This window comes from Sulfitobacter sp. AS92 (assembly GCF_038900015.1).
GTDB lineage: Bacteria > Pseudomonadota > Alphaproteobacteria > Rhodobacterales > Rhodobacteraceae > Sulfitobacter.
This window is the reverse complement of record NZ_JBBMQL010000007.1, coordinates 157,538-183,728: the sequence shown is the minus strand read 5'-3', so window position 1 is coordinate 183,728 and position 26,191 is coordinate 157,538. Positions and strand designations below refer to the sequence as shown.

The 26,191-nt window shown below is 61.5% G+C and carries 21 protein-coding genes and 1 riboswitch; of the genes, 9 read left to right on the top strand and 12 right to left on the bottom strand.

The window, feature by feature from the left end; translation table 11 throughout:
* Positions 1 to 2: 2 nt before the first annotated feature.
* From rodA to WNY61_RS13730, 5 genes are all read right to left on the bottom strand, one after another.
* Positions 3 to 1,142, bottom strand: coding sequence for a rod shape-determining protein RodA (rodA, locus tag WNY61_RS13750; protein WP_007117983.1), 1,140 nt, complete (start codon positions 1,140 to 1,142; stop codon positions 3 to 5).
* Complete coding sequence (mrdA, locus tag WNY61_RS13745; protein ID WP_342851986.1) at positions 1,139 to 3,088, bottom strand: penicillin-binding protein 2; 1,950 nt, start codon at positions 3,086 to 3,088, stop codon at positions 1,139 to 1,141. The genes rodA and mrdA overlap by 4 nt, the downstream gene beginning before the upstream one ends.
* Positions 3,089 to 3,103: 15 nt before the next feature.
* Positions 3,104 to 3,643 (bottom strand): rod shape-determining protein MreD, encoded by a 540-nt coding sequence (locus WNY61_RS13740; RefSeq protein WP_342851985.1) that lies wholly within the window; start codon positions 3,641 to 3,643, stop codon positions 3,104 to 3,106.
* Positions 3,640 to 4,542: a rod shape-determining protein MreC gene (mreC, locus tag WNY61_RS13735; protein WP_342851984.1), complete on the bottom strand. Its 903-nt coding sequence runs from the start codon at positions 4,540 to 4,542 to the stop codon at positions 3,640 to 3,642. The genes WNY61_RS13740 and mreC overlap by 4 nt, the downstream gene beginning before the upstream one ends.
* Positions 4,543 to 4,613: 71 nt before the next feature.
* Positions 4,614 to 5,660, bottom strand: coding sequence for a rod shape-determining protein (locus WNY61_RS13730; protein WP_040700660.1), 1,047 nt, complete (start codon positions 5,658 to 5,660; stop codon positions 4,614 to 4,616).
* Positions 5,661 to 5,839: 179 nt separating this feature from the next.
* Here WNY61_RS13730 and WNY61_RS13725 point away from each other — a divergent pair, with 179 nt between their 5' ends.
* Complete coding sequence (locus WNY61_RS13725; RefSeq protein WP_342851983.1) at positions 5,840 to 6,421, top strand: VOC family protein; 582 nt, start codon at positions 5,840 to 5,842, stop codon at positions 6,419 to 6,421.
* Positions 6,422 to 6,653: 232 nt separating this feature from the next.
* Here the strand turns inward: WNY61_RS13725 and WNY61_RS13720 are convergent, their stop codons facing one another.
* Positions 6,654 to 8,222 carry a 2-isopropylmalate synthase gene (locus tag WNY61_RS13720; protein ID WP_342851982.1) on the bottom strand — a complete coding sequence of 523 codons (1,569 nt, stop codon included), beginning with the start codon at positions 8,220 to 8,222 and terminating at the stop codon, positions 6,654 to 6,656.
* 305 nt (positions 8,223 to 8,527) lie between these two features.
* On the opposite strand from WNY61_RS13720, the gene WNY61_RS13715 reads away from it, so the two are divergent.
* Positions 8,528 to 9,196 (top strand): SDR family NAD(P)-dependent oxidoreductase, encoded by a 669-nt coding sequence (locus WNY61_RS13715; protein WP_342851981.1) that lies wholly within the window; start codon positions 8,528 to 8,530, stop codon positions 9,194 to 9,196.
* Positions 9,190 to 10,719: a cryptochrome/photolyase family protein gene (locus tag WNY61_RS13710; RefSeq protein ID WP_342851980.1), complete on the top strand. Its 1,530-nt coding sequence runs from the start codon at positions 9,190 to 9,192 to the stop codon at positions 10,717 to 10,719. The genes WNY61_RS13715 and WNY61_RS13710 overlap by 7 nt, the downstream gene beginning before the upstream one ends.
* 7 nt (positions 10,720 to 10,726) lie before the next feature.
* Here WNY61_RS13710 and WNY61_RS13705 read toward each other — a convergent pair whose 3' ends face one another.
* From WNY61_RS13705 to WNY61_RS13695, 3 genes are all read right to left on the bottom strand, one after another.
* Positions 10,727 to 11,092 carry an antibiotic biosynthesis monooxygenase gene (locus WNY61_RS13705; protein ID WP_342851979.1) on the bottom strand — a complete coding sequence of 122 codons (366 nt, stop codon included), beginning with the start codon at positions 11,090 to 11,092 and terminating at the stop codon, positions 10,727 to 10,729.
* Positions 11,093 to 11,195: 103 nt separating this feature from the next.
* Complete coding sequence (locus WNY61_RS13700) at positions 11,196 to 11,876, bottom strand: DUF1236 domain-containing protein (protein WP_342851978.1); 681 nt, start codon at positions 11,874 to 11,876, stop codon at positions 11,196 to 11,198.
* A gap of 231 nt (positions 11,877 to 12,107) precedes the next feature.
* Positions 12,108 to 13,583, bottom strand: coding sequence for a nitrilase-related carbon-nitrogen hydrolase (locus WNY61_RS13695; RefSeq protein ID WP_342851977.1), 1,476 nt, complete (start codon positions 13,581 to 13,583; stop codon positions 12,108 to 12,110).
* Between the two features lie 203 nt (positions 13,584 to 13,786).
* Here WNY61_RS13695 and WNY61_RS13690 point away from each other — a divergent pair, with 203 nt between their 5' ends.
* Positions 13,787 to 15,367 (top strand): 2-isopropylmalate synthase, encoded by a 1,581-nt coding sequence (locus WNY61_RS13690; protein WP_342851976.1) that lies wholly within the window; start codon positions 13,787 to 13,789, stop codon positions 15,365 to 15,367.
* Between the two features lie 65 nt (positions 15,368 to 15,432).
* Positions 15,433 to 16,770 (top strand): glutamate--tRNA ligase, encoded by a 1,338-nt coding sequence (gene gltX, locus WNY61_RS13685; RefSeq protein WP_342851975.1) that lies wholly within the window; start codon positions 15,433 to 15,435, stop codon positions 16,768 to 16,770.
* Between the two features lie 72 nt (positions 16,771 to 16,842).
* Here gltX and WNY61_RS13680 read toward each other — a convergent pair whose 3' ends face one another.
* On the bottom strand, positions 16,843 to 17,433 hold the full coding sequence (locus WNY61_RS13680; protein WP_342851974.1) for a gamma-glutamylcyclotransferase family protein: 591 nt from the start codon (positions 17,431 to 17,433) through the stop codon (positions 16,843 to 16,845).
* Positions 17,434 to 17,531: 98 nt separating this feature from the next.
* Positions 17,532 to 17,618: riboswitch (glycine riboswitch) on the top strand.
* A gap of 150 nt (positions 17,619 to 17,768) precedes the next feature.
* Here WNY61_RS13680 and gcvT point away from each other — a divergent pair.
* The 3 genes from gcvT to gcvP all read left to right on the top strand — a co-directional run bounded on the left by gcvT (position 17,769) and on the right by gcvP (position 22,242).
* Positions 17,769 to 18,902, top strand: coding sequence for a glycine cleavage system aminomethyltransferase GcvT (gene gcvT, locus WNY61_RS13675; protein WP_342851973.1), 1,134 nt, complete (start codon positions 17,769 to 17,771; stop codon positions 18,900 to 18,902).
* A 21-nt stretch (positions 18,903 to 18,923) separates the two neighbouring features.
* Positions 18,924 to 19,283 carry a glycine cleavage system protein GcvH gene (gene gcvH / locus WNY61_RS13670; RefSeq protein WP_342851972.1) on the top strand — a complete coding sequence of 120 codons (360 nt, stop codon included), beginning with the start codon at positions 18,924 to 18,926 and terminating at the stop codon, positions 19,281 to 19,283.
* A 112-nt stretch (positions 19,284 to 19,395) separates the two neighbouring features.
* Positions 19,396 to 22,242: an aminomethyl-transferring glycine dehydrogenase gene (gene gcvP, locus WNY61_RS13665; protein ID WP_342851971.1), complete on the top strand. Its 2,847-nt coding sequence runs from the start codon at positions 19,396 to 19,398 to the stop codon at positions 22,240 to 22,242.
* 35 nt (positions 22,243 to 22,277) lie between these two features.
* Here the strand turns inward: gcvP and WNY61_RS13660 are convergent, their stop codons facing one another.
* Together WNY61_RS13660 and WNY61_RS13655 are read right to left on the bottom strand one after the other, a co-directional pair.
* Positions 22,278 to 24,809, bottom strand: a complete 2,532-nt coding sequence (locus tag WNY61_RS13660; RefSeq protein ID WP_342851970.1) for an FtsX-like permease family protein — start codon at positions 24,807 to 24,809, stop codon at positions 22,278 to 22,280.
* Positions 24,806 to 25,474, bottom strand: a complete 669-nt coding sequence (locus tag WNY61_RS13655; RefSeq protein WP_342851969.1) for an ATP-binding cassette domain-containing protein — start codon at positions 25,472 to 25,474, stop codon at positions 24,806 to 24,808. Before WNY61_RS13655 ends, WNY61_RS13660 begins: the two co-directional genes overlap by 4 nt.
* Before the next feature lie 49 nt (positions 25,475 to 25,523).
* Between WNY61_RS13655 and WNY61_RS13650 the strand changes: the two genes are divergently transcribed.
* Positions 25,524 to 26,183, top strand: a complete 660-nt coding sequence (locus tag WNY61_RS13650) for an arylesterase (RefSeq protein ID WP_342851968.1) — start codon at positions 25,524 to 25,526, stop codon at positions 26,181 to 26,183.
* Positions 26,184 to 26,191: the final 8 nt, after the last annotated feature.

The window sequence follows — 26,191 nt, the reverse complement described above, 5'->3', positions numbered from 1 at the left end:
AATTACCTCGGTCTATGAACATGCGCCGATTGAACAAAGCCGAAGGCCAAAAGCAGCACCAGCATGGCCGAGCCGCCGTAGCTCACCATTGGCAGCGGCACACCCACCACCGGGGCCAGCCCCATGACCATCGACATGTTCACAGCGAAAAAGAGAAAGAAGTTTAGCGCAATACCCAAAGTCAGCAGGCTGGAAAACCGATCCTTGTTCTTCACTGCCGACACCACACAGAACAGGATAATCAGCGCATAGAGGCACAAGAGCGACAGGCCGCCAACAAAGCCGAATTCTTCGGCCAGCGTGGTGAAGATGAAGTCGGTGTGTTTCTCAGGCAAGAAGTTCAACCGCGACTGGGTGCCCTGCATATAGCCGCGCCCCGACCATCCACCCGAGCCGAGCGCGATCTTGGATTGCGTGATGTGATAGCCTGCGCCCAAGGGATCCTGACTGGGATCAAGGAAAGTATCAATGCGTCGGTACTGATAATCCTTGAGCAACTGCCACGGCGTGCCGCGCGATTGGAAAACCGCAGTAACCAGCCCGATGGCAGCGGCGATGACGGCAGCAAAATAGGCCCAGTGGACCCCGGCAAGGAACATCAGCCCGCCCCCCGCCGTAAGCAGCAGGATCGAGGTGCCCAGATCGGGCTGCTTCAACACCAACGCAGTGGGAACCACGATGATCAGGATCGGCAACAGCACCCAGAACGGGCGCGAGACCTTTTTGACCGGCAGCCAGTCGTAATAGGCGGCCAGAAACACCACCAGCGTGATCTTCATCAACTCCGACGGTTGCAGCCGCATGAAGCCGATGTCGATCCAGCGCTGCGCGCCCATGCCGACAGAGCCGAATAATTCCACCGCGACCAACAGCACCAGCGTCGCCCCATAGGCCACGCCCGAGAGGTTGCGCCAGAGCCAGATCGGCACCATCGCCACGGTGAACATGATTGCCATGCCAATGCCAAACCGCTTCATCTGCGGCTCAGCCCAAGGATTGAAGGAACCGCCCGCGACTGAGTAGAGCATCAAAAAACCAACGCCCGCGACACTGGCCAACAGGATCGCCAGAGGCCAGTTCATAAACAGTATTTTGCGCAGGCCGGTGGGGACTGATTTGACCGTATGTTCGAGATAGCTCATGCCTGATCGTCCCCCTCCGCGCTGGCGGCGGTTTCGGGGGCGGTATTACGCAGTTCTTCTTGTTGGGTGGCAATGCGGCCCCGGTCAGACTTGGGGTAGGCTTCCAGCGGCGGTTCGCCCCCGGCCATCGCCTGCAACATCACATCGCGGGCAATCGGTGCCGCCGCGGTCGAGCCGCCTCCGCCGTGTTCCACCAATACGCAGGCCGCGTACTTCGGCTTGTCGAAAGGGGCAAAACACACAAAAAGCGCATGGTCGCGCCGTTCCCACGGCAGATCCGCGTTGCTGGTCACCCCACGCGCGCGCTCGGCAGCGGTGATGTTACGGACCTGACTGGTGCCGGTCTTGCCGGCCATGCGCATCGTCTCGTCAATGATGCGGCTGCGATAGCCGGTGCCGCGTCGATCGTTGACAACGTCGTACATCGCCTTGCGCAACTGGCGCAGGTTGTTCTCGTTCAGGCCCATCGGCTCGCCCGCACCGCTGGGCTGCTCCACACCGTCGATGGATTTGATCAACCGTGGTGTCACCACCCGCCCGGTGGCGATCCGGGCGCTCATCACTGCCAGTTGCAGCGGGGAGGACAGGGTGAAACCCTGCCCGATAGAGGCGTTGACCGTGTCGCCGACAACCCAATCCTCGCCCCGGGCCGAGCGTTTCCACTGTTTGGTCGGTGCAAGCCCGCCCGCGACTGAGGAAAGTGCCAGTTCGTGTTTGATCCCAAGGCCAAAGCGGTTCGACATGGCGGTGATCTTTTCGATGCCCACCTTCACGGCGAGGTCGTAATAATAGACGTCGCAAGATTGTTTGAGAGAATCTTGAAGGTTAACCCATCCGTGGCCCGCGCGTTTCCAGCAGTGGAACCGCCGCCCCGCGACTTCCAGATGGCCAGGGCAATATACCGTCTCTTCGGGGCCGACGATGCCCTCTTCGATAGCGGCGAGTGCGACGATCATCTTGAAGGTTGAGCCGGGCGGGTAGGTGCCCTGTACCGGCTTGTTCACCAAGGGTCGGTATTTGGAATTCAACAGCGGATTATAATCCGCCGAGGAGATGCCGCCGATAAAGAGGTTCGGGTCATAACTGGGCGAAGAGGCCAATGCGGCCAGATCGCCATTCTCGCAGTCAATAATGACCACGGCGGCGCTTTCGTCTCCCAGACGGGCCTGCACATAGCGTTGCAGATTGGCGTCGACGGTCAATTGCAGATCCGCCCCGGCCTGACCTTCGCGCCGCTCAAGTTCGCGCATCACCCGACCGGTGGCGTTCACCTCGACGTGTTTGGTGCCAGCAGAGCCGCGCAGCAGGCTTTCGGCGCGGGCCTCAACGTTGATTTTGCCAATTTGGAAACGGGGAATGCGCAGCACCTGATCTGGGTCTTCTAGGGCATCTAGGTCGGCTTGGCTTACCCGGCCCACGCGGCCCACCACATGCGCAAAATCCGCGCCGCGCGGGTAGACGCGGGTTAGACCCACTTCGGGTGTCACGCCGGGCAGGGCAGGGGCGTTGACGCTGACCTTGCTCACGACCTCCCAACTGACGTCATCGACGATGGTGACGGGCAAGAACGGGGCAGAGCGGGCCATCTCGGCCATGGCGCGCGCGCGGGTTTCCTCGTCGATCTCAATGACCTGCGCCAAACGCTCCATCACCGCGTCGATGTCGCCCGCATCTTCGCGCACCATGACGATCCGGTAAGAGGGCACGTTGTCGGCCAGCTGCACGCCGTTGCGGTCGAAAATTTCGCCACGGGAGGGCGGGATCAACCGGATGTTGATCCGGTTCTCTTCGGCCAGCAGGCGAAATTGATCGGCTTGATCAACTTGCAAATAGCGCATCCGCGCGGCCAGACCGCCCATGAACAACAGCTGCGCCCCGCCCAGAAGCGCGGCGCGGCGGGTCAGGCGCATGTGGTTGGCATCGTTGTCGGCGCGGCTACGTCTCATCTTATCGATCCCCGATCATACCCGTTTACCAAGCGCATCCAGATCGCCCGGCGCGGTCTTGCGCACCCCCATAATACCATGGGTCACGGCCACAATCAGCGGATAAGCGAGCGTGGTCAGTGCCAATTCCGTGAGGTTCAGCGACATCGAGGGCGTGGGCACCAGCGCAAAGCTCAGCAGAATGCGGTTGGCAAAGATCACCATGGTCAGGATCACGGACACGGTAAGCCATTCGGCAGCAAAGCTTGCATCGCGCAGGTGCCGCCCTCGGGATTTAAGGTTCTCCACCCCGAGCAGCGCCAGCACTGCCCAAAGTCCGGGAGGGCGTTGCAGCAACAAGTCTGAAAGCAAAAAGATCAACGCCAGGAAAATGGCGGGCACATATTCCGGCCGCCGCAACCCCCACGCGCAGGCGAAGCCCAGCAGCAGATCGGGGCCTGCCCAGCTGCGCGGGGTCGTCTCAAGTGGTAGAAGGTGGAAAAACAGGATCACCAGCGCCAGCGCCACAAAGCTCAGGCGCATGACCCACAACCGGCTGCGCGACAGATCGGTCATTGGTTCACCCCAACCGGGGCTGCCGGTTCGGCCAAGGGGCCATCCGAAGTGATGACATGCGCGGTGTCTGGTACTTTTTCATTGCCGTGGTTGCGTAACACGCGGAGGAACTCCAACCGCTCGTAATCCGCTGCCAAGCGTACCCGAAGGCGCCCACCCGGATCGGCGGCGACTTGGCCGATAAGGATGCCCGCAGGGAAAACTCCGCCATCGCCTGAGCTGATGACACGGTCACCGGGGCGAACCAACTCGCGGTTTTCGATGAAATCGAGCGGCGGCGCGGCGCTGTTGTCGCCTGCGACCATCGCGCGTTGGCCCGAGGGTTGGATTGTTGCCGGAATGCGGCTGGAAGCGTCGGTCAGCAGGATCACGCGCGCCGTGTTTTTGCCCACACCTGCAATGCGCCCCACCAGCCCGATGCCGTCCATCGTCGCCCAACCCTCGACCAGCCCATCGCGCGCGCCGACGTTCAAGAGCACCGATTGGCGATAGGGCGAGCCGCTGTCGGCCAGCACCGTGCCAGTGATGAAGGTAAGGCGCGGATCGAGCCGGACGTTGTTGAGGTCCAGCAGTCGAGCGTTCTCTTGCTCTAGCTGCAAGGCCGCTTCTTTCCATGCCTGCATCTGGCGCAGTTCCGAGCGCAGCTCGCGGTTCTGTTCGCTGAGGCGTTGGTAGCTTTGGAAATCGCGCAGCAGGTTGATGGTGCCGGTCACCGGGGCCATGGCCCAGTCGAGGTTGGGCACGAAATGGTCGGTCACCTGCGCGCGGAAACGCTCGACGCGGGGGCTGTCAATGCGCCATAGCAAGAAGACCCCGGTCAGCGCCAGCACCAGCACAGCCAGCAACAACCGGCGCAAAGGGCCGGTGAAATCACTGGAACTGGAGCGGTCTTTGGGCATCTGTGCTGAAACTCCCGCCCGGTCAGGCGGGGCGTTGTCGCCGCGTGCCGGGTCTGGCTAACTTGCCAGTGTTAACTGTCGTAGTCGATCGCGTGGCGCAGCTGTTTCTCGTACTCCAGCGCCTTGCCAGTGCCGAGCGCCACGCAATTGAGCGGCTCATCCGCGACCGAGATCGCAAGGCCGGTCTGCTCACGCAGCGCCAGATCAAGATCGCCCAGCAGCGCACCGCCGCCTGTCAGCATCACGCCACGGTCGACGATGTCAGCGGCAAGATCGGGCGGGGTGGTTTCCAGCGCGGTCATGACGGCTTCGCAAATCTGCTGCACCGGTTCGGCCAGCGCTTCGGCGATCTGCGCTTGGGTCACTTCGATTTCCTTGGGCACGCCATTCAACAGGTCACGGCCCCGGATCTGCATCGAGGTGCCGCGCCCGTCATCGGGCATGCGCGCCGTACCGATAGAGGTTTTCACCCGCTCGGCTGTCGTCTCCCCGATCAGCAGGTTTTGCTGGCGGCGCAGGTAGCTGATGATGCCCTCATCCATACGGTCACCGCCGACGCGGACAGAGCGTGCATAGACGATGTCACCCAGAGAAAGCACCGCGACTTCTGTGGTACCGCCGCCGATGTCGACGACCATGTTGCCCGTCGGATCAGTAATCGGCATGCCTGCACCGATGGCGGCTGCGATGGGTTCTGCAATCAGCCCGGCGCGGCGTGCACCAGCGGAAAGCACCGACTGGCGGATTGCGCGTTTTTCCACTGGGGTCGCGCCATGCGGAACGCAGACGATGATCTTGGGCTTAGAGAAGGTCGAGCGCTTGTGCACCTTGCGGATGAAGTGCTTGATCATTTCTTCGGCGGTGTCGAAGTCGGCAATGACCCCTTCGCGCATCGGGCGGATCGCCTCGATGCTGCCCGGCGTCCGGCCCAGCATCAGCTTGGCGTCTTCGCCCACGGCCAGCACTTTCTTAACGCCGTCTTTAACGTGATAGGCTACCACCGAAGGCTCGCTTAACACGATGCCCTTGCCCTTGACGTATACCAGCGTGTTCGCGGTGCCGAGGTCGATCGCCATATCGGAGGAGAACAGGCCGCGGAATTGATCGAGGATGGACATAACAGTAGCGGAGCCTTGCAAATATTCGGACAGGCCCGCCTGCATGGGACCACGCGCGGGCTACTGGCTCTTATAGGGCGCACAGGGGCAGGGCGAAAGGGGCAAGACCGCAAAGGTGGCGCGATATTGCCGCCGCGCTATCATAGAGCGGTATATTTAAGGCGGAGGTCAACGATACCATGCAAAAGATCCAGACACTTGGGGTGCATCACATCACCCTCACCGGGGCGGATCGGCAAAGCTCGATCGACTTCTGGGAAGGCGTTTTGGGGATGCCTTTCATCTTTGACCAGCCCAATTTGGATGACCCGGATGAGGGGCATCTCTATTTTGATCCCGGCGACGGGCGGCTGATCACGATCTTTACCAATGAGACCCGCAAGCGGGTGCACAACCGCACGCCGATGGATCCGGGCTGCGTGCATCATTTGGCGTTCGAGGTGGACCGCGCGATGTTTGACCAAATCCCCGAGCGGTTAGAGGCACGGGGTATCGGGCATTCGGGGGTGAAAGACCGGGGCTTCATGCATTCGATCTATTTTAAGGATCCGCTGGGGCAGTTGATTGAACTGGCCTGCTACACTTTCATCCCGCCGCGCGGGTCAAGCCATGCTGAGGTGATGCTGGAGGCGCATAAGCTGCGCGTTGCGGCGGGGGATGATCATATCCAGCGGCAGCATTTGGCGGATGCGGTGGTCAAGATTGTGGAGCGGGGGCAGGCGTCGCTGAGCGAAGATCGCGGGGCGAAGAACCCTTATTGAGGGTGAGTGTGCCACCCTGGACCGGAATCAAGCCGCAGGCGCCGGGCATCGCCTGCCCGCCCGGACGGGGAGGCGATTTGTTGACGCTGGGTATGCCACTTTGAGGGTACGCCATGGCTGATCAATAAAGTGGTATGAACTAAGGTTTGGTTCGCCACCCCGCGGGCAGGCGATGCCCTACTTCCATACTGCACACGTAAAAAGGGGCGGGGTCTTACCCCCGCCCCGCCGTTCAGCTCACATCTTTGTAGTTAATCTCACGCTTGTCCGTGCCGCCCTTCTCGCGCCGCACCAAAAGACGGTTCAGCGCGTGAATATAGGCCCGCACGCTCGCCACCACGGTATCGGTATCGGCAGATTGCCCGGTCACGATACGGCCCTCTTCCTCCATCCGCACGGAAACCGTTGCTTGTGCGTCGGTGCCTTCGGTCACGGCATGCACCTGATACAGCTGCAAGCGCGCGGTATGCGGCACCAGCGCTTTGATGCAATTGAACGCAGCATCAACGGGGCCATCGCCCGTTTGATTGGTGAACTGCTCAGCACCGTCCACTTCAAGTACCATGTCAGCAGTCTGCGGGCCATCGGTGCCGCAAACCACTTTAAGGGACTTGAGGCGAATGCGGTCTTCCTCGGGGTCGGTCGCGGTGCGCATCAGCGCGATCAGATCGTCCTCGTAGATTTCCTTTTTGCGGTCGGCCAATTCCTTGAACCGCACAAAGACATCCTTGAGCTGGTTGTCGCCCAACTCAAACCCGAGGTCTTCCAGCTTGGACCGCAGCGCCGCGCGGCCCGAGTGTTTGCCCATGACGATATTGGTCTCGGTCAGACCCACATCCTCAGGGCGCATGATCTCAAACGTCTCGGCGTTCTTGAGCATGCCATCTTGGTGGATGCCTGACTCATGCGCGAAGGCGTTTTTGCCGACGATCGCTTTGTTGAACTGCACCGCAAAGCCCGAAACGGCGGCAACCCGGCGCGAGATGTTCATGATCTTGGTGCTGTCGATACGCGTTTGATACGGCATGATGTCATTGCGCACCTTCAGCGCCATGACGACCTCTTCGAGGGCGGTATTGCCTGCGCGTTCGCCCAAACCGTTGATGGTGCATTCCACCTGCCGTGCACCGGCCTCGACAGCGGCAAGGCTGTTGGCCGTCGCCATACCCAGATCGTTGTGGCAGTGCGTGGCAAAGATGATCTCATCCGCGCCCGGCACGTTTTCGAGCAGTTTGGTGATCAGATCGGCGCTTTCGCGCGGGGCGGTGTAGCCCACGGTGTCGGGGATGTTGATCGTGGTGGCCCCGGCTTTGATAGCGATCTCGACGACGCGGTAGAGGTAATCAAGTTCCGTCCGTGTGGCATCCATTGGCGACCATTGCACATTGTCACACAGATTGCGCGCATGGGTCACGGTTTCATGGATGCGGTCGGCCATCTCGTCTTGGGTCAGGTTCGGAATAGCGCGGTGCAGGGGCGAGGTGCCGATGAAGGTGTGAATGCGCGGCTTACGGGCATGTTTCACGGCCTCCCAGCAGCGGTCGATGTCGCCCAATTGGGCGCGGGCAAGGCCGCAGATCACGGCGTTCTGGCTTTGGCGGGCAATCTCGCTCACCGCGTTAAAGTCGCCTTCCGAAGCGATGGGGAAGCCTGCTTCGATGATGTCGACGCCCATCTCATCCAAAAGCTGCGCGATCTCCAGCTTCTCAGCGTGGGTCATCGTCGCCCCGGGGGATTGTTCGCCATCCCGCAAGGTTGTGTCAAAGATCAGCACACGGTCCTGTTTCGTCATATCTGTCATCCTGGGTTCTTTCTTTGCTGGTATCCTTGGCGCGCGACACATCCCTCTGAGCGGGCGCGCCGAAGGGCACGCTCAGAGGCGAATTAGGTGCAGCAAGTTGGCACGCAGCAGGCCCGCGCAGCGGCGCGGCAGGGTCGGGATATGGACGGCCTGTGTCATAGGAGTAGTTATACGCAGCCGTTTTCAAATGGAAAGGGGGTGTTGCGGGTTTTGTTTGCCCCTGCGTCAGCGCCGCCTATCTTCTCTGAAGCGGAGGGCGTCATGGAAATGCATCGACCACAAAACCAAACGCAGTGGGGACAGGGATGAGCGCGCGGGTGCTTGTCATCGGTGCAAGTGGTGGCATCGGTGCAGCACTGGCGGCGGCCGGTCGGTCGCGGGGCGATGCGGTGACCACGCTGTCGCGCTCGGCTGATGGGTTTGACGTGACGGATGAAGCTTCGGTTCGCACCGGATTGGAGAGGCTTGCCGGCCCGTTCGATGCGGTGATTGTCGCCACTGGCGCTTTAGAGATCGACGGCGCAACTCCAGAGAAAACGATCAAAGCGGTTACCCAAAAGGCCATGATGAACCAGTTTGCCTTAAACGCTGTCGGCCCCGCATTGGTCTTGCGCCACGCGGAGAAGCTCCTCCCGCGCGACAAGCGTGCAGTCTTTGCCGTATTGTCGGCGCGGGTCGGCTCTATCGGGGATAACCGTTTGGGCGGCTGGATCAGCTACCGCAGCGCCAAGGCGGCGGTGAACCAGATCGTGCATACCGCTGCTATTGAGCTTAGGCGCAGCCATCCGCAGAGCATCTGCGTGGCTCTGCATCCCGGCACTGTGGAAACCGCTTTCACCAAGAAATATGTTGGCCGCCATTCAGCCGTTCCGGCCTCAGAAGCTGCGGACAATCTGCTGACTGTGATAGACGGGCTGACCCCTGCGGATAGTGGCGGGTTCTTCGACTGGGGCGGAAAGGCGGTGGCATGGTGACCCGTCTGGTTTTGATTTTGGGGGATCAACTCTCCCTGAACCTGTCGTCGCTGCGCGCGGCCAACAAAGCGCGTGATGTGGTGGTCATGGCCGAAGTGGCGCAAGAGGCGGAATATGTGCGCCATCATCCCAAGAAAATCGCGCTGGTCTTTGCGGCCATGCGCAAGTTTGCGCGTGCGTTGGAGGAGGACGGCTGGGCCCTGCGCTACACCCGGTTGGACGATCCTGAGAACGCGGGCTCACTCGTCGGCGAGTTGCTGCGCCGGGCAGAAGAGACGGGCGCGAGCGAGGTGGTCGTCACAGAGCCGGGGGAGTGGCGCCTGATTAACACGCTGACCGATGCGCCGATCCCGACGCATCTCTTGCCGGATGACCGCTTTATCGCCAGCCGCAAACGGTTTGAGGACTGGGCCGAGGGGCGCAAGGCGCTGCGGATGGAGTATTTCTATCGCGAGATGCGCCGCGAAACCGGACTGCTGATGGAGGGCGATGATCCCGCGGGCGGTAAGTGGAATTTTGACCATGACAATCGCAAGCCGCCCAAGGAGGGGTTAGAGTTTCCCGCGCCGCTCAGCTTTGCACCGGATGCCGAGACCCAAGCGGTGCTGGACCTTGTGGGCACGCGCTACGGCGATAACTTCGGCGATTTGGAACCGTTTGATTTTGCTACAACGCGCGAGGAAGCGTTGCAGGTCTTGGCATATTTCATCGCCCAGGCCCTGCCGCGTTTTGGCGATTACCAAGACGCGATGATGCAGGATCAGCCCTATCTCTTTCACGCGCTGATCTCTCCTTACCTTAACCTCGGACTGCTGGGGCCGATGGAGGTGTGCCGCGCTGCTGAAAAAGCATGGCAGGAAGGTGCGGTCCCAATCAACGCCGCCGAAGGGTTTATCCGGCAAATCCTCGGCTGGCGGGAATACGTCCGGGGCATCTATTTCCTTGAGGGGCCGGAGTATACCGCGCGCAACGTGCTACAACACGACCGCGATTTGCCTGCCTTTTACTGGGGTGCTGAAACGCAAATGAACTGCGTGCGCCAGACTGTCGCTCAGACCCGCAAATACGCCTATGCGCATCACATCCAACGGCTGATGGTGACGGGCAATTTTGCCCTGCTGGCCGGAATCGACCCGCATCAGGTCCATGAATGGTATCTTGAGGTCTATGCCGATGCCTATGAATGGGTCGAAGCGCCCAATACCGTTGGCATGAGCCAGTTCGCCGATGGCGGGGTCATTGCTTCAAAACCCTATGTATCGTCCGGCGCTTACATCAACCGCATGTCGGACTATTGCAAAGGGTGCAGCTATAGCGTCAGCGCCAAGACGGGGAGGAAGGCTTGCCCGTTTAACCTGCTCTACTGGCACTTCCTGGATCGTCACCGCGAGCGGTTTCAGGGGAATGCGCGCATGAGAAACATATACGCGACATGGGACCGGATGGATGCGGATCGCCGAGAGGCGGTCTTGCGTGATGCCGGGAACTGGTTGCAGCGGTTGGAAGCGGGCGAGATCGTTTAGGCCGCAGCTAGTCCTTGGGTGCAGACTGTACAGGATGAATATCCTGACTGTCCTGCGGAGCCTCGGCGCGGTCGAACATGCCATAGTCACGGATCACATGGGCAATGCGGAGGTGGTAGTCGGTAAAGATCCCCTCACGCCCCGCTGCCTGCGCGCCGCGATGCGCGGTCAGCTTACGCCAATTCTGCACCGCCTCTTCATCGCGAAAGAAGGAGAGCGACAGCAGCTTTTCAGGGTTGGTCAGGCTTTGGAAGCGCTCGACTGAAATGAAGCCGTCGATTTCATCCAGAAGCGGGCGCATCTTGGCTGCGATGTCGAGGTATTCCTCGCGGCGGTCGGGGTGGGGGAAGACTTCGAAGATGACAGCGATCATGGTGGCTCCGCGCGGTTGCTGCCCTATGCTAGCCCGAGTTTTCGGATAAAGAAAAGGCCCGGAGATCACCCTCCGGGCCTTTCATTGTCAAATCTATCGCGGCTTAGCGCACAACGTCGACGATCAGGTTTGTCTCATTGTCGACCAGCACAGTTGCGCCGTTAATGTTGACATAACGGTAGTCCGATTCCGGCACTTCGAATGTTGTTACGGTCTTTGGGATGCCTGCGCCGACCACAACTTCGCCGTCAAGGTAGACGGTCTCAACTGGGTTCTCGCGGACATAAGTGATGGTTTTCTCTTCCGGCTCGGCTGCGGCGGAACCCGCTGCGCCACCGATAATGCCACCGGCAATGATGCCACCGATCGGGCCGCCAACGGCATAGGCTGTCAGGGCACCCAGTGTGGCGCCAGCAGTCGCGCCTGCGGTCTCATTTTCAGCGGTACCTTCGGGGTTTTCGTAGGTCACGGTGCCGACTTCGACACTTGCAGGGCGGGTGGTCAAGGCCACGGCCTGCTCTTCGACGCCAACGGCGAGGTAATCAGAAGAGGACCAGCCCATTGCGTCGCCGAATTTCACCTGGCACCAAGATTGGCCGTCAAGGCAGCCTTCGACCATTGCGGCTTCGCCACCGGGGATGACACCGACAATGTCGAACTGCGGGCCGGGGCCCGAACGGATGTTAAGATCGGTTGCGGCATAGGCCTCGGCCGATTGTGCATAGACAGGTGCAGCAGCACTCAAAGCGATGGCAGATACCATTCCAAGTTTAACGATATTCATCTCATAACCCTTTCTGTTCGGCGGGGAGTGCCCTGCGGGAAATCCGGCGCCGTTGTTGGTCGTGTCTGGACAACTGTGGAGGGACGAGTTCGTTCCGGGCTATTTGTATGGTGCGCAGATTTTTTAACATAACTTCAACTGTTTAGGCAACACTCCGCCTGCAGGTGGCGGAGAGGCGCTCGCTCGTACGACCCGTGTAAGTAGTCGGAAACCCAAGTGATAGGTTGTGAGTTATGAGGCATCGCGCCAGCGGGCGGCTGTGGGGTAAGGAGCGCGCATGGAGGTAAGTTGCGGGCCGGGAGCGGATCGGTGATTTTGAGGTTGGCTGACCGAGATCTGTTCCGCTACCTCTCGTGCGGTCCGCTGGTCATAGCCAGCCGCGACACAATCCCCGACGGTGCCATTCTCGTCGAGCAGGATACGCAGGATGCCGTCCAAAGCGCTATCTTCTGGAGAATATTTCGCCGGGGCAGGCGTCACATCTCCAGGCCCCAGCATCCAATTCCGGCGGGCATCGTTTCGCCAGCGGCAGAGATCACCAACCTCAGTCTGATAAAGGTCTTTAATGGGATTGAAGTCACCCGGTATCGCCGCCTGCCCAACCGCAGCGGCGGATTTGTTCTGCGCAGTAAGCAACATCTCTCCCGCGGCATCTGCTGAGACGCGCAGCATCAGGCCGCGCAGATGGGGGGCAAGGCTATCGTCACTCACCCGTGTGCCCAGCTCCGCCAGACTGTCGCGCAGTGCGGAATGTGCCGCGCCTTTCGCAGGGGGCGCAATCTGACGGACATTCTCAGGCCCCAAGGCATCCAGCGCAAGCGCCGCTGTCAGGGCGGTATCATTTCCCTCGGCTTGTTCGATAAGCACCTGAGTGAACCCCATCTTGGTCACATAGTCCCGCAGCCCCACGACCATGGCGCGGTAGTCCCGCTCAAGGGCGTCTGGTTGTGGCGCGAGGTCTCCGGCCACGATCTGCCAGCCCTCAGCCCCACGCGCCAGATCCATATGGGCGATGGCATCGTCGAAGGCAGGCAGATGCAGCGCCAGCTTGCCTCCGGGGTTCAGCGCGAAAGAGCCGCCGTCGTATACCCTTTCGTCCTGCCCACCGGTCATGTTGAGGTAAATCAGCGGCAGTTCCGTCTCAATCACCCGCGCGACCATATGGTTTAGCCGCCGATCCATCGCCCCTCGCTGGTGCGCCGCGGCATTGGGTACGAGCAGAAGTTCAGCCCCAGTCTCGGCCTGTGTTTCGGCGACATCGCCTGTCCAACCATCGGCACCGATAGGCGCGCCGATGCGCAGCCCTGCGACCGCAAAGGGGCCGCTGATTGGGGCAGCATCAAAGTCAGAGCCCCGTTCGAGGCTGTGTTGGAGCACCCGATGGGCGATCTTTCCCTCGATAAGGACCAGATAGGCGTTATAGACCTGCGTGCCTTCGACCCACGGTGCGCCAAGCGCCAGTGCGGGGCCATCGGCACAATGGGCGGCGAGCGCCTCCAGATGGGTCAAGACATCGCGTTGGAACGCAGGCTTTCGCAGCAACGCTTTCGCATCATGACCGGTAAGAAACATCTCAGGTAGGGCGACCATCTGCGCCCCGGCGTCGCGGCCAGCTTCCCATGCCTTGCGCGCCTGTGCGGCATTGCCGGGCAGATCGCCGACCGTGGGGTTCAACTGCCCGAGGGTGAGGCGAAAGCGGTCTGACATGGCAAGGCTCCGGGCTGGCTGGCGTTTGTTCGATGTAGCAGATCAAAGCCATAGCGAAACCCCACAGGCCTGCGGTCCGAAGTGCCGCGCTGCGCTGCATCGGCCGAAACCGGCGTGCGTTACCTGCAAACACGTTGCCTCTGCTGTCTATCGCCCTTAACCTCAGGCCGAATGACACTTAACGAGATCGGGAATTTCCGCCCATGTTGCACCGCAGCCTGCCCCTCTGTCTGATTGCCCTTCTTGCCACCCCGCTCGCGGCGCAAGACGGACAGGTGCTGACCAAGGAATACGACGACGGCGGCATCTATGAAGGCACCTTTCAGGGCGGTCTTCAGCATGGCACCGGCACCTATAAGTTGCCCAATGGCTATGAGTATTCCGGTGAATGGGTCGAGGGTGAGATCAAGGGCGAGGGTGTCGCGCGTTTCCCCAATGGTTCGGTCTATGAGGGCAATTTCGCCAAGGGCAAGCCCGAAGGTTTGGGCAAGATCACCTTTGCTGATGGCGGCACCTATGAGGGTGAATGGGAAGCTGGCGCGATCATGGGCCAAGGCGTCGCGATCTATGCCAATGGCGTGCGGTATGAGGGCGCGTTTCGCAATGCCAAGCACCACGGCAAGGGCGTGATGCAAAGCCCCGGCGGTTATGAGTACAAAGGCGACTGGGTCGATGGCGTCAAACAGGGCGTCGGCACGATCACCTACCCCGATGGGGCCGTCTATGAAGGCGAGATCCAAGGCGGCAAGCGCAGCGGCCAAGGCACGCTGACCATGCCCGATGGGTTGGTCTATGTGGGGCTGTGGAAAGACGGCCAGATCGACGGGACCGGCACGCTGACCCAGCCCAACGGCGATGTCTACGAAGGCACGCTGGTGGCGGGCCGTCGCGAGGGCAAGGGCACGGTCACCTACGAGAATGGCGATACCTATGAGGGTGACTTCAAAGATGACCGCCGCGACGGGCAGGGGACGTTCACTGGCACCGATGGCTATGTCTATACCGGGTCATGGGTCGCAGGGCAGATTGAGGGCGAAGGTCAGGTGACCTACCCCGACGGGTCGGTCTATGTCGGCACGTTCCGCAGCGATCTGGCTGACGGCACGGGCAAGATCACCTACCCCGATGGATCGACCTATGAGGGCGCATGGGCCGCAGGCGTCATCGAAGGTGAAGGTGTTGCCACCTATACCAATGGCGTCGTTTATGAGGGCGAATTCAAGGACGCCCGCAACCACGGCCAGGGCGTGATGACCTATGCTGATGGCTACCGCTATGAAGGCGGCTGGCAAGACGGTCAGCGGGACGGGCAGGGCAAAGCGACCTATCCCGACGGCACGGTTTACGAGGGCGCATTCGCTGACGGCCAGCGCCACGGTCAGGGCAAGATCACCATGGCCAGCGGATTTGTCTATGAGGGCGACTGGACCGATGGCGAGATTGAGGGCCAAGGCGTGGCAACCTACGCCAATGGCGATGTCTATGAGGGCACCTTCAAAGCGGGCAAACGTCAGGGCAACGGTACGATGCGCTATGCCAGTGGCGAAGAAGCCACGGGCGATTGGGCGAATGGCGCTTTGAACGACGGCACCACTGCGGCGACACCCGAAGCCGAAGCCGAAGCCGAAGCGCCTGAGGGCGAGGCACTGCCTGCGGATCAGGCACCGCCAGCGGATGACGCAGAAGAGAATGCCGCCGAAGATGGCCCTGAAGAACAAAGCGTTGAAGAGGACACTTCAGAGGTTGTCCCAGCCCCGAGTGGCGCCACAGCAGACGGCGGCTGACCCCCGCCATTACTGGACAACGCCCGCGCCCTGTGGCAAGCCCGCGCGCAACAGGAGTACGCCAGATGTCCAACCCTACGATCACCCGTTTCGCCCCGTCCCCCACTGGCTATATCCACGTGGGCAACCTGCGCACCGCGCTGATGAACTACCTCATCGCGCGCAAGGCAGGCGGCACGTTCATTCTGCGCATCGACGACACTGACCCCGAGCGCAGCCGCGAAGAATATGTCGACGGCATCAAGCAAGACCTCGAATGGTTGGGCTTGGAATGGGACCGGGTTGAGCGCCAGTCCGAACGGTTGGACCGCTACCACGCCGCGGCCGAAGACCTGCGCGCCAAGGACCGTTTCTATGAAGCGTTCGAGACGCCGACGGAGCTGGACCTCAAGCGCAAGAAGCAGCTTAACATGGGCAAGCCGCCGGTCTATGACCGCGCCGCGCTGAACCTCAGCGACGACGAGAAAGCCGCCCTGCGCGCGGAGCGCGGCGAGGGTGTCTGGCGTTTCAAGCTGGATCAGCAGCGGATCGAATGGGACGACGGTATTCTGGGCGACATCTCTATCGACGCGGCATCGGTCAGTGACCCGGTGTTGATCCGCGGCGATGGGCAGATTTTGTATACGCTGGCGAGTGTTGTCGACGACACCGACATGGGCGTGACCCATGTGGTGCGCGGCTCGGACCATGTGACCAATACCGCGACGCAGATCCAGATCATGCAGGCGCTGGGCAACGGCGCTGTTCCGTCCTTTGCGCATCACTCGCTGTTGACCGGCCCGCAGGGCGAAGCACTGAGCAAACGCTTGGGCACATTGGCCCTACGTGATCTGCGTGAGCAGGGGGTTCAGCCTTTTGCGCTGCTAAGCCTCATGGCGCGGTTGGGATCGTCCGATCCGGTGGAGCTGCGTACGGAGATGGCGCAGTTGATCGACGGGTTCGACATCAACCGCTTTGGGTCGGCCCCTACGAAGTTTGACGTTCAAGATCTTTTCCCACTGACAGGGCGCTATTTGCAGCAGCTGCCCCTTGAGGCCGTGAAGGACGACATCACAGCCATTGGCGTGCCTGAAGATCAGGCGGGGCAGTTCTGGGCCGTCACGCGAGAAAATATCTCGACGTTGAAAGATTTGGGTCCTTGGTGGACCATGTTCCGCGACGGTGCCGAGCCGGTCATCGCCGAGGAAGACCGCGAGTTTGTGGCCCAGGCCATGCTGCTGCTGCCCGACATGCCCTTTGACGAGAGCACATGGTCAAGCTGGACCGCGCAGGTCAAGGAAGCCACGGGCCGCAAAGGGCGCGGGTTGTTCCGGCCTTTGCGTTTGGCGCTGACGGGGCAAGAACACGGGCCGGAGATGGCGCAGGTTATGCCGCTCTTGCAGACCGTCAAAGCACGCGGCTGAGGCGGGCCGAGTGCAGGCGGGGGCGCTGCCCCCGGACCCCCGCGGGTATTTGAAAAAGGATGAATGAAGCGGTTAGAAGTTCTTCTTTGTGAAGGGGACTTCGTCGCGTGATTTCACCTGTAGCGACAAGCGGTCTATGTGGTGATCGACCACCCCTGTTTCTTCTGGCGTTAGGGTCTGGTGGCGCGGATAAAGGGGCGCTGCGCGGTCGTCCAAAATGGGCGTGTCCCAGCCTTCGGTAGTGTCAAAGAAGCGTGTGGCGCCATCGGTGCCGAACTCGCGCAAGAAGCCTTGGACCACGACATCGAGATAGCTGAGCAGGATCACGTGATCGCCGTGGTCGACCGCGATTTCAAGCGGGATCGCGTAATGGGCGATGTCGGGCGCGGGGACGATATCATGGACCACGGCACCGCCTGAGGCATGGCGTTCGTAGCTATACTCACGCCGGTCCAGCGCCGCCCAATCCGCGCCCGGCACGGCGGCGATAAGCCCGTCGATGCGGGTGCTTTGATCCTGAACAACGCTGAGATATACGATGTCGCGCCCTTCGGCGCGGACCCATTTGCGCCGCCATCCGTCGAGGCGCGCGGGCCGGGCGTCGGGGTAGGTGTGGGTATTGCGGTTCACAAGGCTGCCGTAGCCGAAAAAATAGGGTGTCATGCGCGAAGGGTCCTGTATTTGTCGCGCGCACCAAAACATGTGTCGTATCCGGCTACAAGCATGCTTGACGCAGAGGTATGCCGCAGCATACGAAAGGCGCAATCGTCACGGGAGAATCGGTTAATACCGATGCCGAAGGAGCAACCGCCCCGGAAACTCTCAGGCCCCAGGACCGTGACGTGACCAAAAACTCTGGAGAGATGCGCGGATGCGCACGCCGAAGGGATAACGATCTCAGGCGGAAGGACAGAGGGGGCATCATGCGCGGCAGACGCTGCGCAGAGGTGCCGGCATGGTCAAAAGGTCATCCGGAAGCGACAGGAAAGGCGAACCGGATGAGCGATCTCAAGCAGACGGCATTGCATGATTTGCATGTGGAACTGGGGGCCAAGATGGTGCCCTTTGCGGGCTATGCGATGCCCGTGCAATATCCCCTCGGCGTGATGAAAGAACATCTGCACACCCGCGCCGCCGCCGGGTTGTTTGATGTGAGCCACATGGGGCAGGTCGTCGTGCGTGCGACGTCGGGCAGCTATGAGGATGCAGCCTTGGCGATGGAGACGCTGGTGCCGGTTGATGTGCTGGGTCTGGGTGAAATGCGCCAGCGCTATGCGATGTTCACCGATCCCAACGGTGGTATTTTGGATGATTTGATGCTGGCCAATCTGGGCGATCATCTGTTTGTCGTCGTGAATGCTGGTTGTAAGGATGATGACATCGCTCTGATGAAAGAGGCGCTGTCGGATCGTTGTGAGATCGAAGTCTTGGATGACCGTGCGCTGCTGGCCCTTCAGGGACCGAAAGCCGAAGCGGCGCTGGCGCGGTTGCAGCCCTCGGTTGCGGATATGAAGTTTATGGACGTGGCCAAAGATATCGACATCGACGGGATCACCGTCACCCTGTCGCGCTCGGGTTATACCGGCGAAGACGGCTATGAGATTTCGGTCGCCAATGCCGACGCCGAAGCGCTGGCGCGCAAGTTTCTGGCGTTGGAGGAGGTCGAACCGATTGGTCTTGGCGCGCGCGACAGCTTGCGGCTTGAGGGCGGGCTTTGTCTGTATGGCCATGACATCGACACCACCACTACGCCTGTTGAGGCGGCGCTGAACTGGGCGATCCAGAAGGTACGCCGCAACGATGGTGAGCGGGCGGGCGGTTTTCCCGGAGCCGGGGTGATCTTGCAACAACTGGCCGATGGTGCGCCGCGCAAACGCGTGGGGCTGCTGCCCGAAGGCCGTGCGCCGATGCGCGAAGGCGTGGCGATCTTTGATGCCGCTGAGGCGGGCAATGAAGTCGGCACCGTGACCTCTGGCGGCTTTGGTCCGACGGTTGGCGGCCCGGTTGCCATGGGCTATGTCACTGCCGAGCATGCGAAGGTCGATACGCCGCTTTGGGGCGAGGTACGCGGCAAGCGCTTGCCACTGACTGTCACGAAAATGCCGTTCGTCGCGGCGAACTTCAAACGCTGAATCTATACAGGGATATCCAAAATGAAATTTACCGAAGAGCATGAATGGCTGCGCGTCGAGGGTGACGAAGTGGTTGTGGGCATTACCAGTCACGCGGCTGAGCAGCTGGGCGACGTGGTCTTTGTCGAACTGCCCGATGAAGGCACCACCGTCAGCAAGGATGACGAAGTCGTCGTGATCGAATCTGTCAAGGCGGCGTCGGACATCCTTGCGCCCATCGACGGAGAAATCACCGAGGTGAACAGCACGCTGACCGACAACCCCAGCATGGTCAACGACGACCCGCAGGGCGAGGCGTGGTTCTTTAAGATAAAGTTCACTGACGCTAGCCAGATGGACGACTTCATGGACGAAGCCGCTTACCAGAAATTCATCGGCTAAACCGCCGCGCGTGCCGGGGGACCGGCATGATGCTGATCATCTGCGTCGCCCGCTTTGGGCGGCGCGCCACAAACAGGGGGCGCCGCCGCCGCGCCGTGACGAGGAACCTGACATGAGCTTTAAGCCCACCGACTATTTGCCTTATGATTTCGCCAACCGGCGTCACATTGGCCCGTCCCCTTCCGAGATGTCGCAGATGCTTAAAACAGTGGGGGCCGGAAGCCTCGACGCGTTGATTGACGACACGATGCCGAAGGCGATCCGCGCCAAAGAGCCGCTCGATTTCGGCAAAGCGATGAGCGAGCGCGAAGTTCTGGAGCACATGCGCACCATCGCGGGCAAGAACAAGGTGCTTACCAGCCTGATCGGGCAGGGCTACCACGGAACGGTGACGCCCCCGGCGATCCAACGCAACATTCTTGAAAACCCGGCGTGGTACACGGCCTATACGCCCTACCAGCCTGAGATTTCGCAGGGCCGTTTGGAAGCGCTGTTGAACTTCCAGACAATGGTGAGCGACCTGACCGGGTTGGAGATTGCCAACGCCTCGCTGCTCGATGAAGCGACGGCTTGTGCGGAAGCGATGACCATGGCGCTGCGCGGCTCAAAGTCCAAGGCGATGGCCTTCTTCGTGGACCGCGACTGTCATCCGCAGAACATCGCCGTGATGAAGACCCGCGCCGAGCCACTGGGCATTGAGGTGATCGTTGGTGACCCCGATAAGATGGAGGCCGACAAGGTCTTTGGCGCGATCTTCCAATACCCCGGCACCTATGGCCATGTGCGCGACTTCACCGACCACATGACCGCGCTGCATGAGGCCAAGGCCATCGGCATTGTTACTGCCGACCCGCTGGCGCTGACGCTGTTGAAAGAGCCGGGCGCGATGGGCGCTGACATTGCTGTCGGTTCGACCCAGCGGTTCGGCGTGCCCGAAGGCTACGGTGGCCCGCATGCCGCTTATATGGCCTGCCGCGACGCGATGAAACGCACCATGCCGGGTCGGATTGTCGGCGTGTCGATCGACACGCACGGCAACCGCGCCTACCGCCTGTCCCTGCAAACCCGCGAGCAGCACATCCGCCGCGAGAAGGCCACGTCGAACGTTTGCACCGCGCAGGCTTTGCTGGCGGTTATGGCGTCGATGTATGCCGTGTTCCACGGTCCCGAAGGGCTGAAGGCCATCGCGCAGCGCATCCACCGTAAAACCGTGCGTCTTGCTAAGGGGTTGGAAGCGGCGGGTTTTAAGGTAGATCCCAAAGCCTATTTCGACACGATCACCGTTGACGTTGGCCCGTTGCAGGCTGCGGTGATGAAATCTGCCGTAGACGAGGGGATCAACCTGCGCCGCGTCGGTGAAACCCGCGTCGGCATCTCGCTGGACGAGCGCACGCGCCCCGATACCATCGAAGCCGTTTGGCGCGCATTCGGCATCCGTCAGGCCGATGACAATTTCGAGCCGGAGTACCGCTTGCCCGACGCCATGGTCCGCACCAGCGCGTACCTGACCCACCCGATCTTCCACATGAACCGGGCCGAGACTGAAATGATGCGCTACATGCGCCGCCTTGCGGACCGTGATCTGGCGCTTGACCGGGCGATGATCCCGCTCGGCTCCTGTACCATGAAGCTGAACTCGGCGGCGGAAATGATGCCGGTGACGTGGCGGGAGTTTTCGCTCATTCACCCCTTCGTCCCCGCCGATCAGGCGCTTGGGTATCAGGAAATGATCGACGATCTAAGCGTCAAGCTCTGCGATATCACCGGCTATGACGCGATCTCAATGCAGCCGAACTCTGGCGCGCAGGGGGAATATGCGGGGCTGCTGACCATCGCCGCGTACCACCGCGAGCAGGGGCAGGGGCATCGCAACATCTGCCTCATCCCGATGAGCGCGCATGGCACCAACCCGGCCTCGGCGCAGATGGTGGGATGGAAGGTTGTGGTCATCAAGACCGCCTCCAACGGTGACATCGACCTCGACGATTTCCGCGCCAAGGCGGAGCAGCACAGCGAGAACCTCGCCGGTTGTATGATCACCTATCCCTCGACGCACGGGGTGTTTGAGGAAACCGTGCATGAGGTCACCAAAATCACCCATGATCACGGCGGTCAGGTCTATATCGACGGCGCAAACATGAACGCCATGGTGGGCCTGTCGCGCCCCGGTGATCTGGGCGGCGACGTGAGCCACCTGAACCTGCACAAGACCTTCTGCATCCCGCATGGCGGGGGTGGCCCCGGCATGGGCCCCATCGGCGTCAAGTCGCACTTGATCCCGCATCTGCCGGGGCACCCGAATGAGGAAGGCACAGCAGTGTCGGCGGCGCCCTATGGCTCGCCCTCCTTGCTGCCGATCTCTTGGTCCTACTGCCTAATGATGGGTGGCGACGGGCTGACACAGGCCACACGGGTTGCGATCCTGAATGCCAATTACATCGCCAAGCGCCTCGAGGGGGCTTACGACGTGCTCTACAAAGGCCCCACAGGCCGGGTGGCGCATGAGTGCATCATCGACGTGCGCCCCTATGAGGAGACCGCAGGCGTGACCAACGAAGATGTGGCCAAACGTCTGGTCGATTGCGGCTTCCACGCGCCGACGATGTCATGGCCGGTGGCGGGTACGCTGATGGTTGAGCCGACTGAGTCTGAGACCAAGGCTGAGTTGGACCGCTTCTGTGACGCGATGCTGGCGATCCGCGAAGAGATCCGCGAGATCGAGGAAGGCCGGATGGACCGCGCCAACAACCCGCTCAAGAACGCGCCGCATACAGTGGAAGACCTGGTCGTGGAATGGGGCGACCGCCCCTACAGCCGCGAGCAGGGCTGCTTCCCTCCGGGTGCTTTCCGCGTCGACAAATACTGGCCGCCGGTCAACCGCGTCGACAACGTGCATGGCGATCGTAACCTGATCTGCACCTGCCCACCGCTGGAAGACTACGCCGAAGCGGCTGAGTAATCAGGACCGAGCATAGACGGCCAAAGGGCGCGGGATTATTCCTGCGCCCTTAGCATATCCGCAGGCCGTGCGTTTAGCGCTTTAACGGCAAAGGCCAAACCCGCCATAACCGTGGCCACCACCCCGCCCGCGATAATCATCAGCGCATTCGTCCAGACCACGGCGAAATCGGTTTCCATGACATAATGACTGACCGCCCAGCCCCCAGTGATCCCCGCAAGCAGCGCCACGGCTCCGGCAAAGAGGCCGAGCAAGGCGGCGCGCAGAACAAAGCTGGTGGCGATGGCCCGGCGCGAGGCGCCCATGGTTTTCAGCAGCGCCGCCTCATAGCTGCGCGCCCCGGTGCCTGCCGCTGCCGCGCCGATCAGCACCATGAAGCCGGTTGCCAGCGTGGCCAATGCGCCGAACGAAATCGCCGACGCCAGCCCCGCCAGCACCGCCGCCACACGGTCGATGGCGTCCCGCACGCGGATTGCGGTGATGTTGGGGTACTCTCCGGCAAGGTCGCGCAGGATCGCGGATTCGGCTTCGGGCTCGGCATAGACGGTTGAGATGAAACTATGCGGCGCGCCCGACAGGGCGGCGGGGTTCATCGTGAGGACAAAGCCGATCCCGGCGGTGGAAAAATCAACTTCCCGGAAGCTGGTGATCGTACCAGTGATGTCACGCCCCAAGATGTTGACGCTGAGCGTATCGCCTAGTTCGAGCCCGATCTCTTCGGCCTCTTCGGCGGCAAAGCTGATTTGTGGATCGCCGCTGTAGTTTTCGGGCCACCATTCGCCTGCGGTGATCCGGGTGTCTTCGCCCGGCGAGGCGGCATAGGTGACGCCCCTGTCCCCGCGTACCACCCAATGATCGCCTGCAACTTCACGGGCGGGGCGGCCATTGATCTCGGTAATCACGCCGCGCAGCATCGGCGCGCTTTCGATGCGAGACACAGCCGGATCGCTTTCCAGCCGCGCGGTATAGCCCGGCATCTGATCCTTTTGGATATCGACGAAAAAGTAAGATGGCGCGACATCTGGCAGGTTGCCCGAAATCGCGCGGCGCAGGTTGCCGTCGATCTGGCCTACGGCGGCGAGCACTGACAGCCCCAGCCCAAGCGCCAGCACCACTGCCGTAGCGCCTTCGCCCGGTCCGCCGATGGCGGCAAGTGCCCACCTTAGACGCGGATGTCCCCGCGCGCGCCGTGCCGCCGCGCGAGCGATTAAGCGCAGAAAGGTCGCTGCCAACGCCAGAACGCCCAAAGTCGCGGCCAGCCCGCCCAGCGTCCAGAGGGTGAGCGACCACGAACCGTTGAACCAGCCCGCAAGCGCCAGCAAGACTGCCAACAACAGCGCCATCGCGACGACATAGGGCGCAGCAGGCCAAGGGGATTGGCGCTGCCAGTCATCGCGAAACAGGGTCGCCGCACGCACATCGGCGCAACGCGCCAGCGGCCAAAGAGTGAAGAGCGCGGCGGTTAGCAGACCGTAAAGCGCGGCCTCGAACAGGGGCATAGGGTAGACGGCAAAGCGGGCGGGCAGGGGCAAGCTGGCCTCGATCAACGGCGACAGCAGCAGCGGCAGTCCTGCGCCGATAAGCAAGCCAAGCGCCACGCCCATGACGGCCAGTATGCCCACTTGGATAAAATAGGTTTGAAAGATCGTCGCCCGCGAAGCTCCCATCGCGCGGAAAGTGGCGATCACGGCGGTTTTCCGTTGCAGATAGGCGCGCACGGCAGCCGCCACACCGACTCCGCCAACCGCCAGCCCCGAAAGCCCCACAAGTACCAAAAACGCGCTGAGCCGTTCGACGAAACGCGCCACACCGGGCGCGCCGTTGCGGGCATCGGTCCAGCGCATCCCGGCATCGGAAAAACGCTCTTTCGCCTCGGCTTCAAGCGGATCAAGGGCGGTGCCCTCGGGCAATTCTAGCCGGTATTTGCTGTTGAACAGCGTGCCAGAGGCCAGCAGGCCTGAGCCTTCTAGCGCTTCGCGCAAAACCAGCGTGCGCGGACCGAGAGAAAAGCCGCTCGCGGCGGAATCCGGTTCGCGTTGGATCAGGGCAGAGAGGGTGAATTCAGCCTCACCAAGGGCAAAGGTATCACCGGGGGTGAGCGCGAGACGATCCGCCAAAGCACGCTCCATCACCGCGCCGGGCTGGCCTGTGGTGTCAGGCACAAGGGCGTCGGCCAGCGGCATGGCGGGGTCCAGTACCATCTGCCCGATCAGCGGATAGAGATCATCAACCGCTTTGACCTGCGTCAGCGCGCGCTCGGATGTATCGCCTTGGCCTGTCACAGCCATAGAGCGGAATTCGACGATCTCTGAGACCCGCGTCGCGCGGGCGGTCATCCAATCACGTTCATCCGCGTTTGCGAAACGATAGGTGAAATCAAGCTCGGCATCGCCGCCCAAAAGCGCTGCACCTTCGGATTCCAACCCTGCTTCAATCGCCGCGCGGACAGAGCCGACAGCGGCCAAGGCCGCGACGCCAAGCGAGAGGCAGGCCAGCAGCAGGCGGAAACTACGCAGGCCACCGCGCATTTCGCGGCGGGCGAAGCGGGCCGCGAGGGTCAAGCTCATGCGAGACGTCCGTCGCGAAGTTCGACTACCCGGTCGCAGCGTTGGGCCAGCTCATCGGCATGGGTGACCAGCACCAGCGTCGCACCATGGCGGTCGCGCAACTCAAACAGCAGATCCATGATCGCGGCCCCGTTGCGGCTGTCGAGGCTCCCTGTCGGCTCATCCGCCAGCAGGATCGCCGGACGCGGTGCAGCGGCGCGGGCGAGGGCCACACGCTGCTGTTCTCCACCCGACATTTGCGCAGGATATTGGTTAATGCGATGGCCAAGGCCCACGGCCTCCAGCTCGGCCCGCGCGCGGTCAAAGGCGTCATCGGCCCCCGAAAGTTCCAACGGCGTGGCGACATTTTCGAGCGCGGTCATCGTGGGGATGAGGTGGAAGGATTGAAAGACGATGCCCATGCGCCCCTGCCGAAACTGTGCCAGCCCGTCTTCGCGCAGCGCACTTAGATCATGGCCAAGCGCCATCACCGTGCCGCCTGTCGCACGCTCTAGCCCGCCCATGACCATCAGGAGAGACGATTTGCCCGATCCTGACGCCCCGGTCAGCGCGATGCTCTCCCCCTGCTGGACCTGCAGCGAAATGCCGCGCAGAATATCGACGGTTCCGGCATTGCCCTTGAGGCTTAGCGTGACATCTTGAAGGTCATAGACAGGGTCGCTCATCGGGCCGCCTTTGTTCAGGGTATCAGTTGGATATGGAGGTCCGTGAAGGATGCGCAAGGTATTGATCTGTTTTGCCTTTATTTTAGGCAGCACCGCACAGGCCGAAGAGGTGGTGATCGCGGCTTTGGGCGACAGCCTGACCCAAGGCTACGGCTTGCCCGCTGAAGAAGGTTTCGTACCGCAGTTGCAGGCATGGCTGGACGCCGAAGGTGTCGAAGCAACGGTCGTGAACGCGGGTGTTTCGGGTGACACGACTGCGGGTGGTCTCGCGCGGGTCGATTGGACGCTGACGCCTGAGGTGGACGCGATGATCGTAACGCTGGGCGGCAATGACATGCTGCGCGGGCTGGACCCGGCGCAGGCGCGGGGCAACATTGATGGTATTTTGGCGGCGTCAAAGCAGGCCAAGGTGGATGTACTGCTGGTCGGCATGTCGGCACCGGGCAATTACGGAGCCAGCTACAAGGCTGATTTTGAAGGGCTCTATCCTGCTTTGGCAGAGCAATATGAAACGCTTTTCTACCCCGACTTCTTCACCGGTCTGCTGGCCGAGGAAGAGGGCGCGGCCACGGCGCGGAGCGAGACGATACAGCGCTATTTTCAGGGCGATGGCATTCATCCGAATGCGGAAGGAGTGTCGTTGATTGTTGGGGATATCGGCCCCTCGGTGGCCGCATTGGCGGCGCAGGTCAAAGACCAAGGCCGCTAAACGAAAAC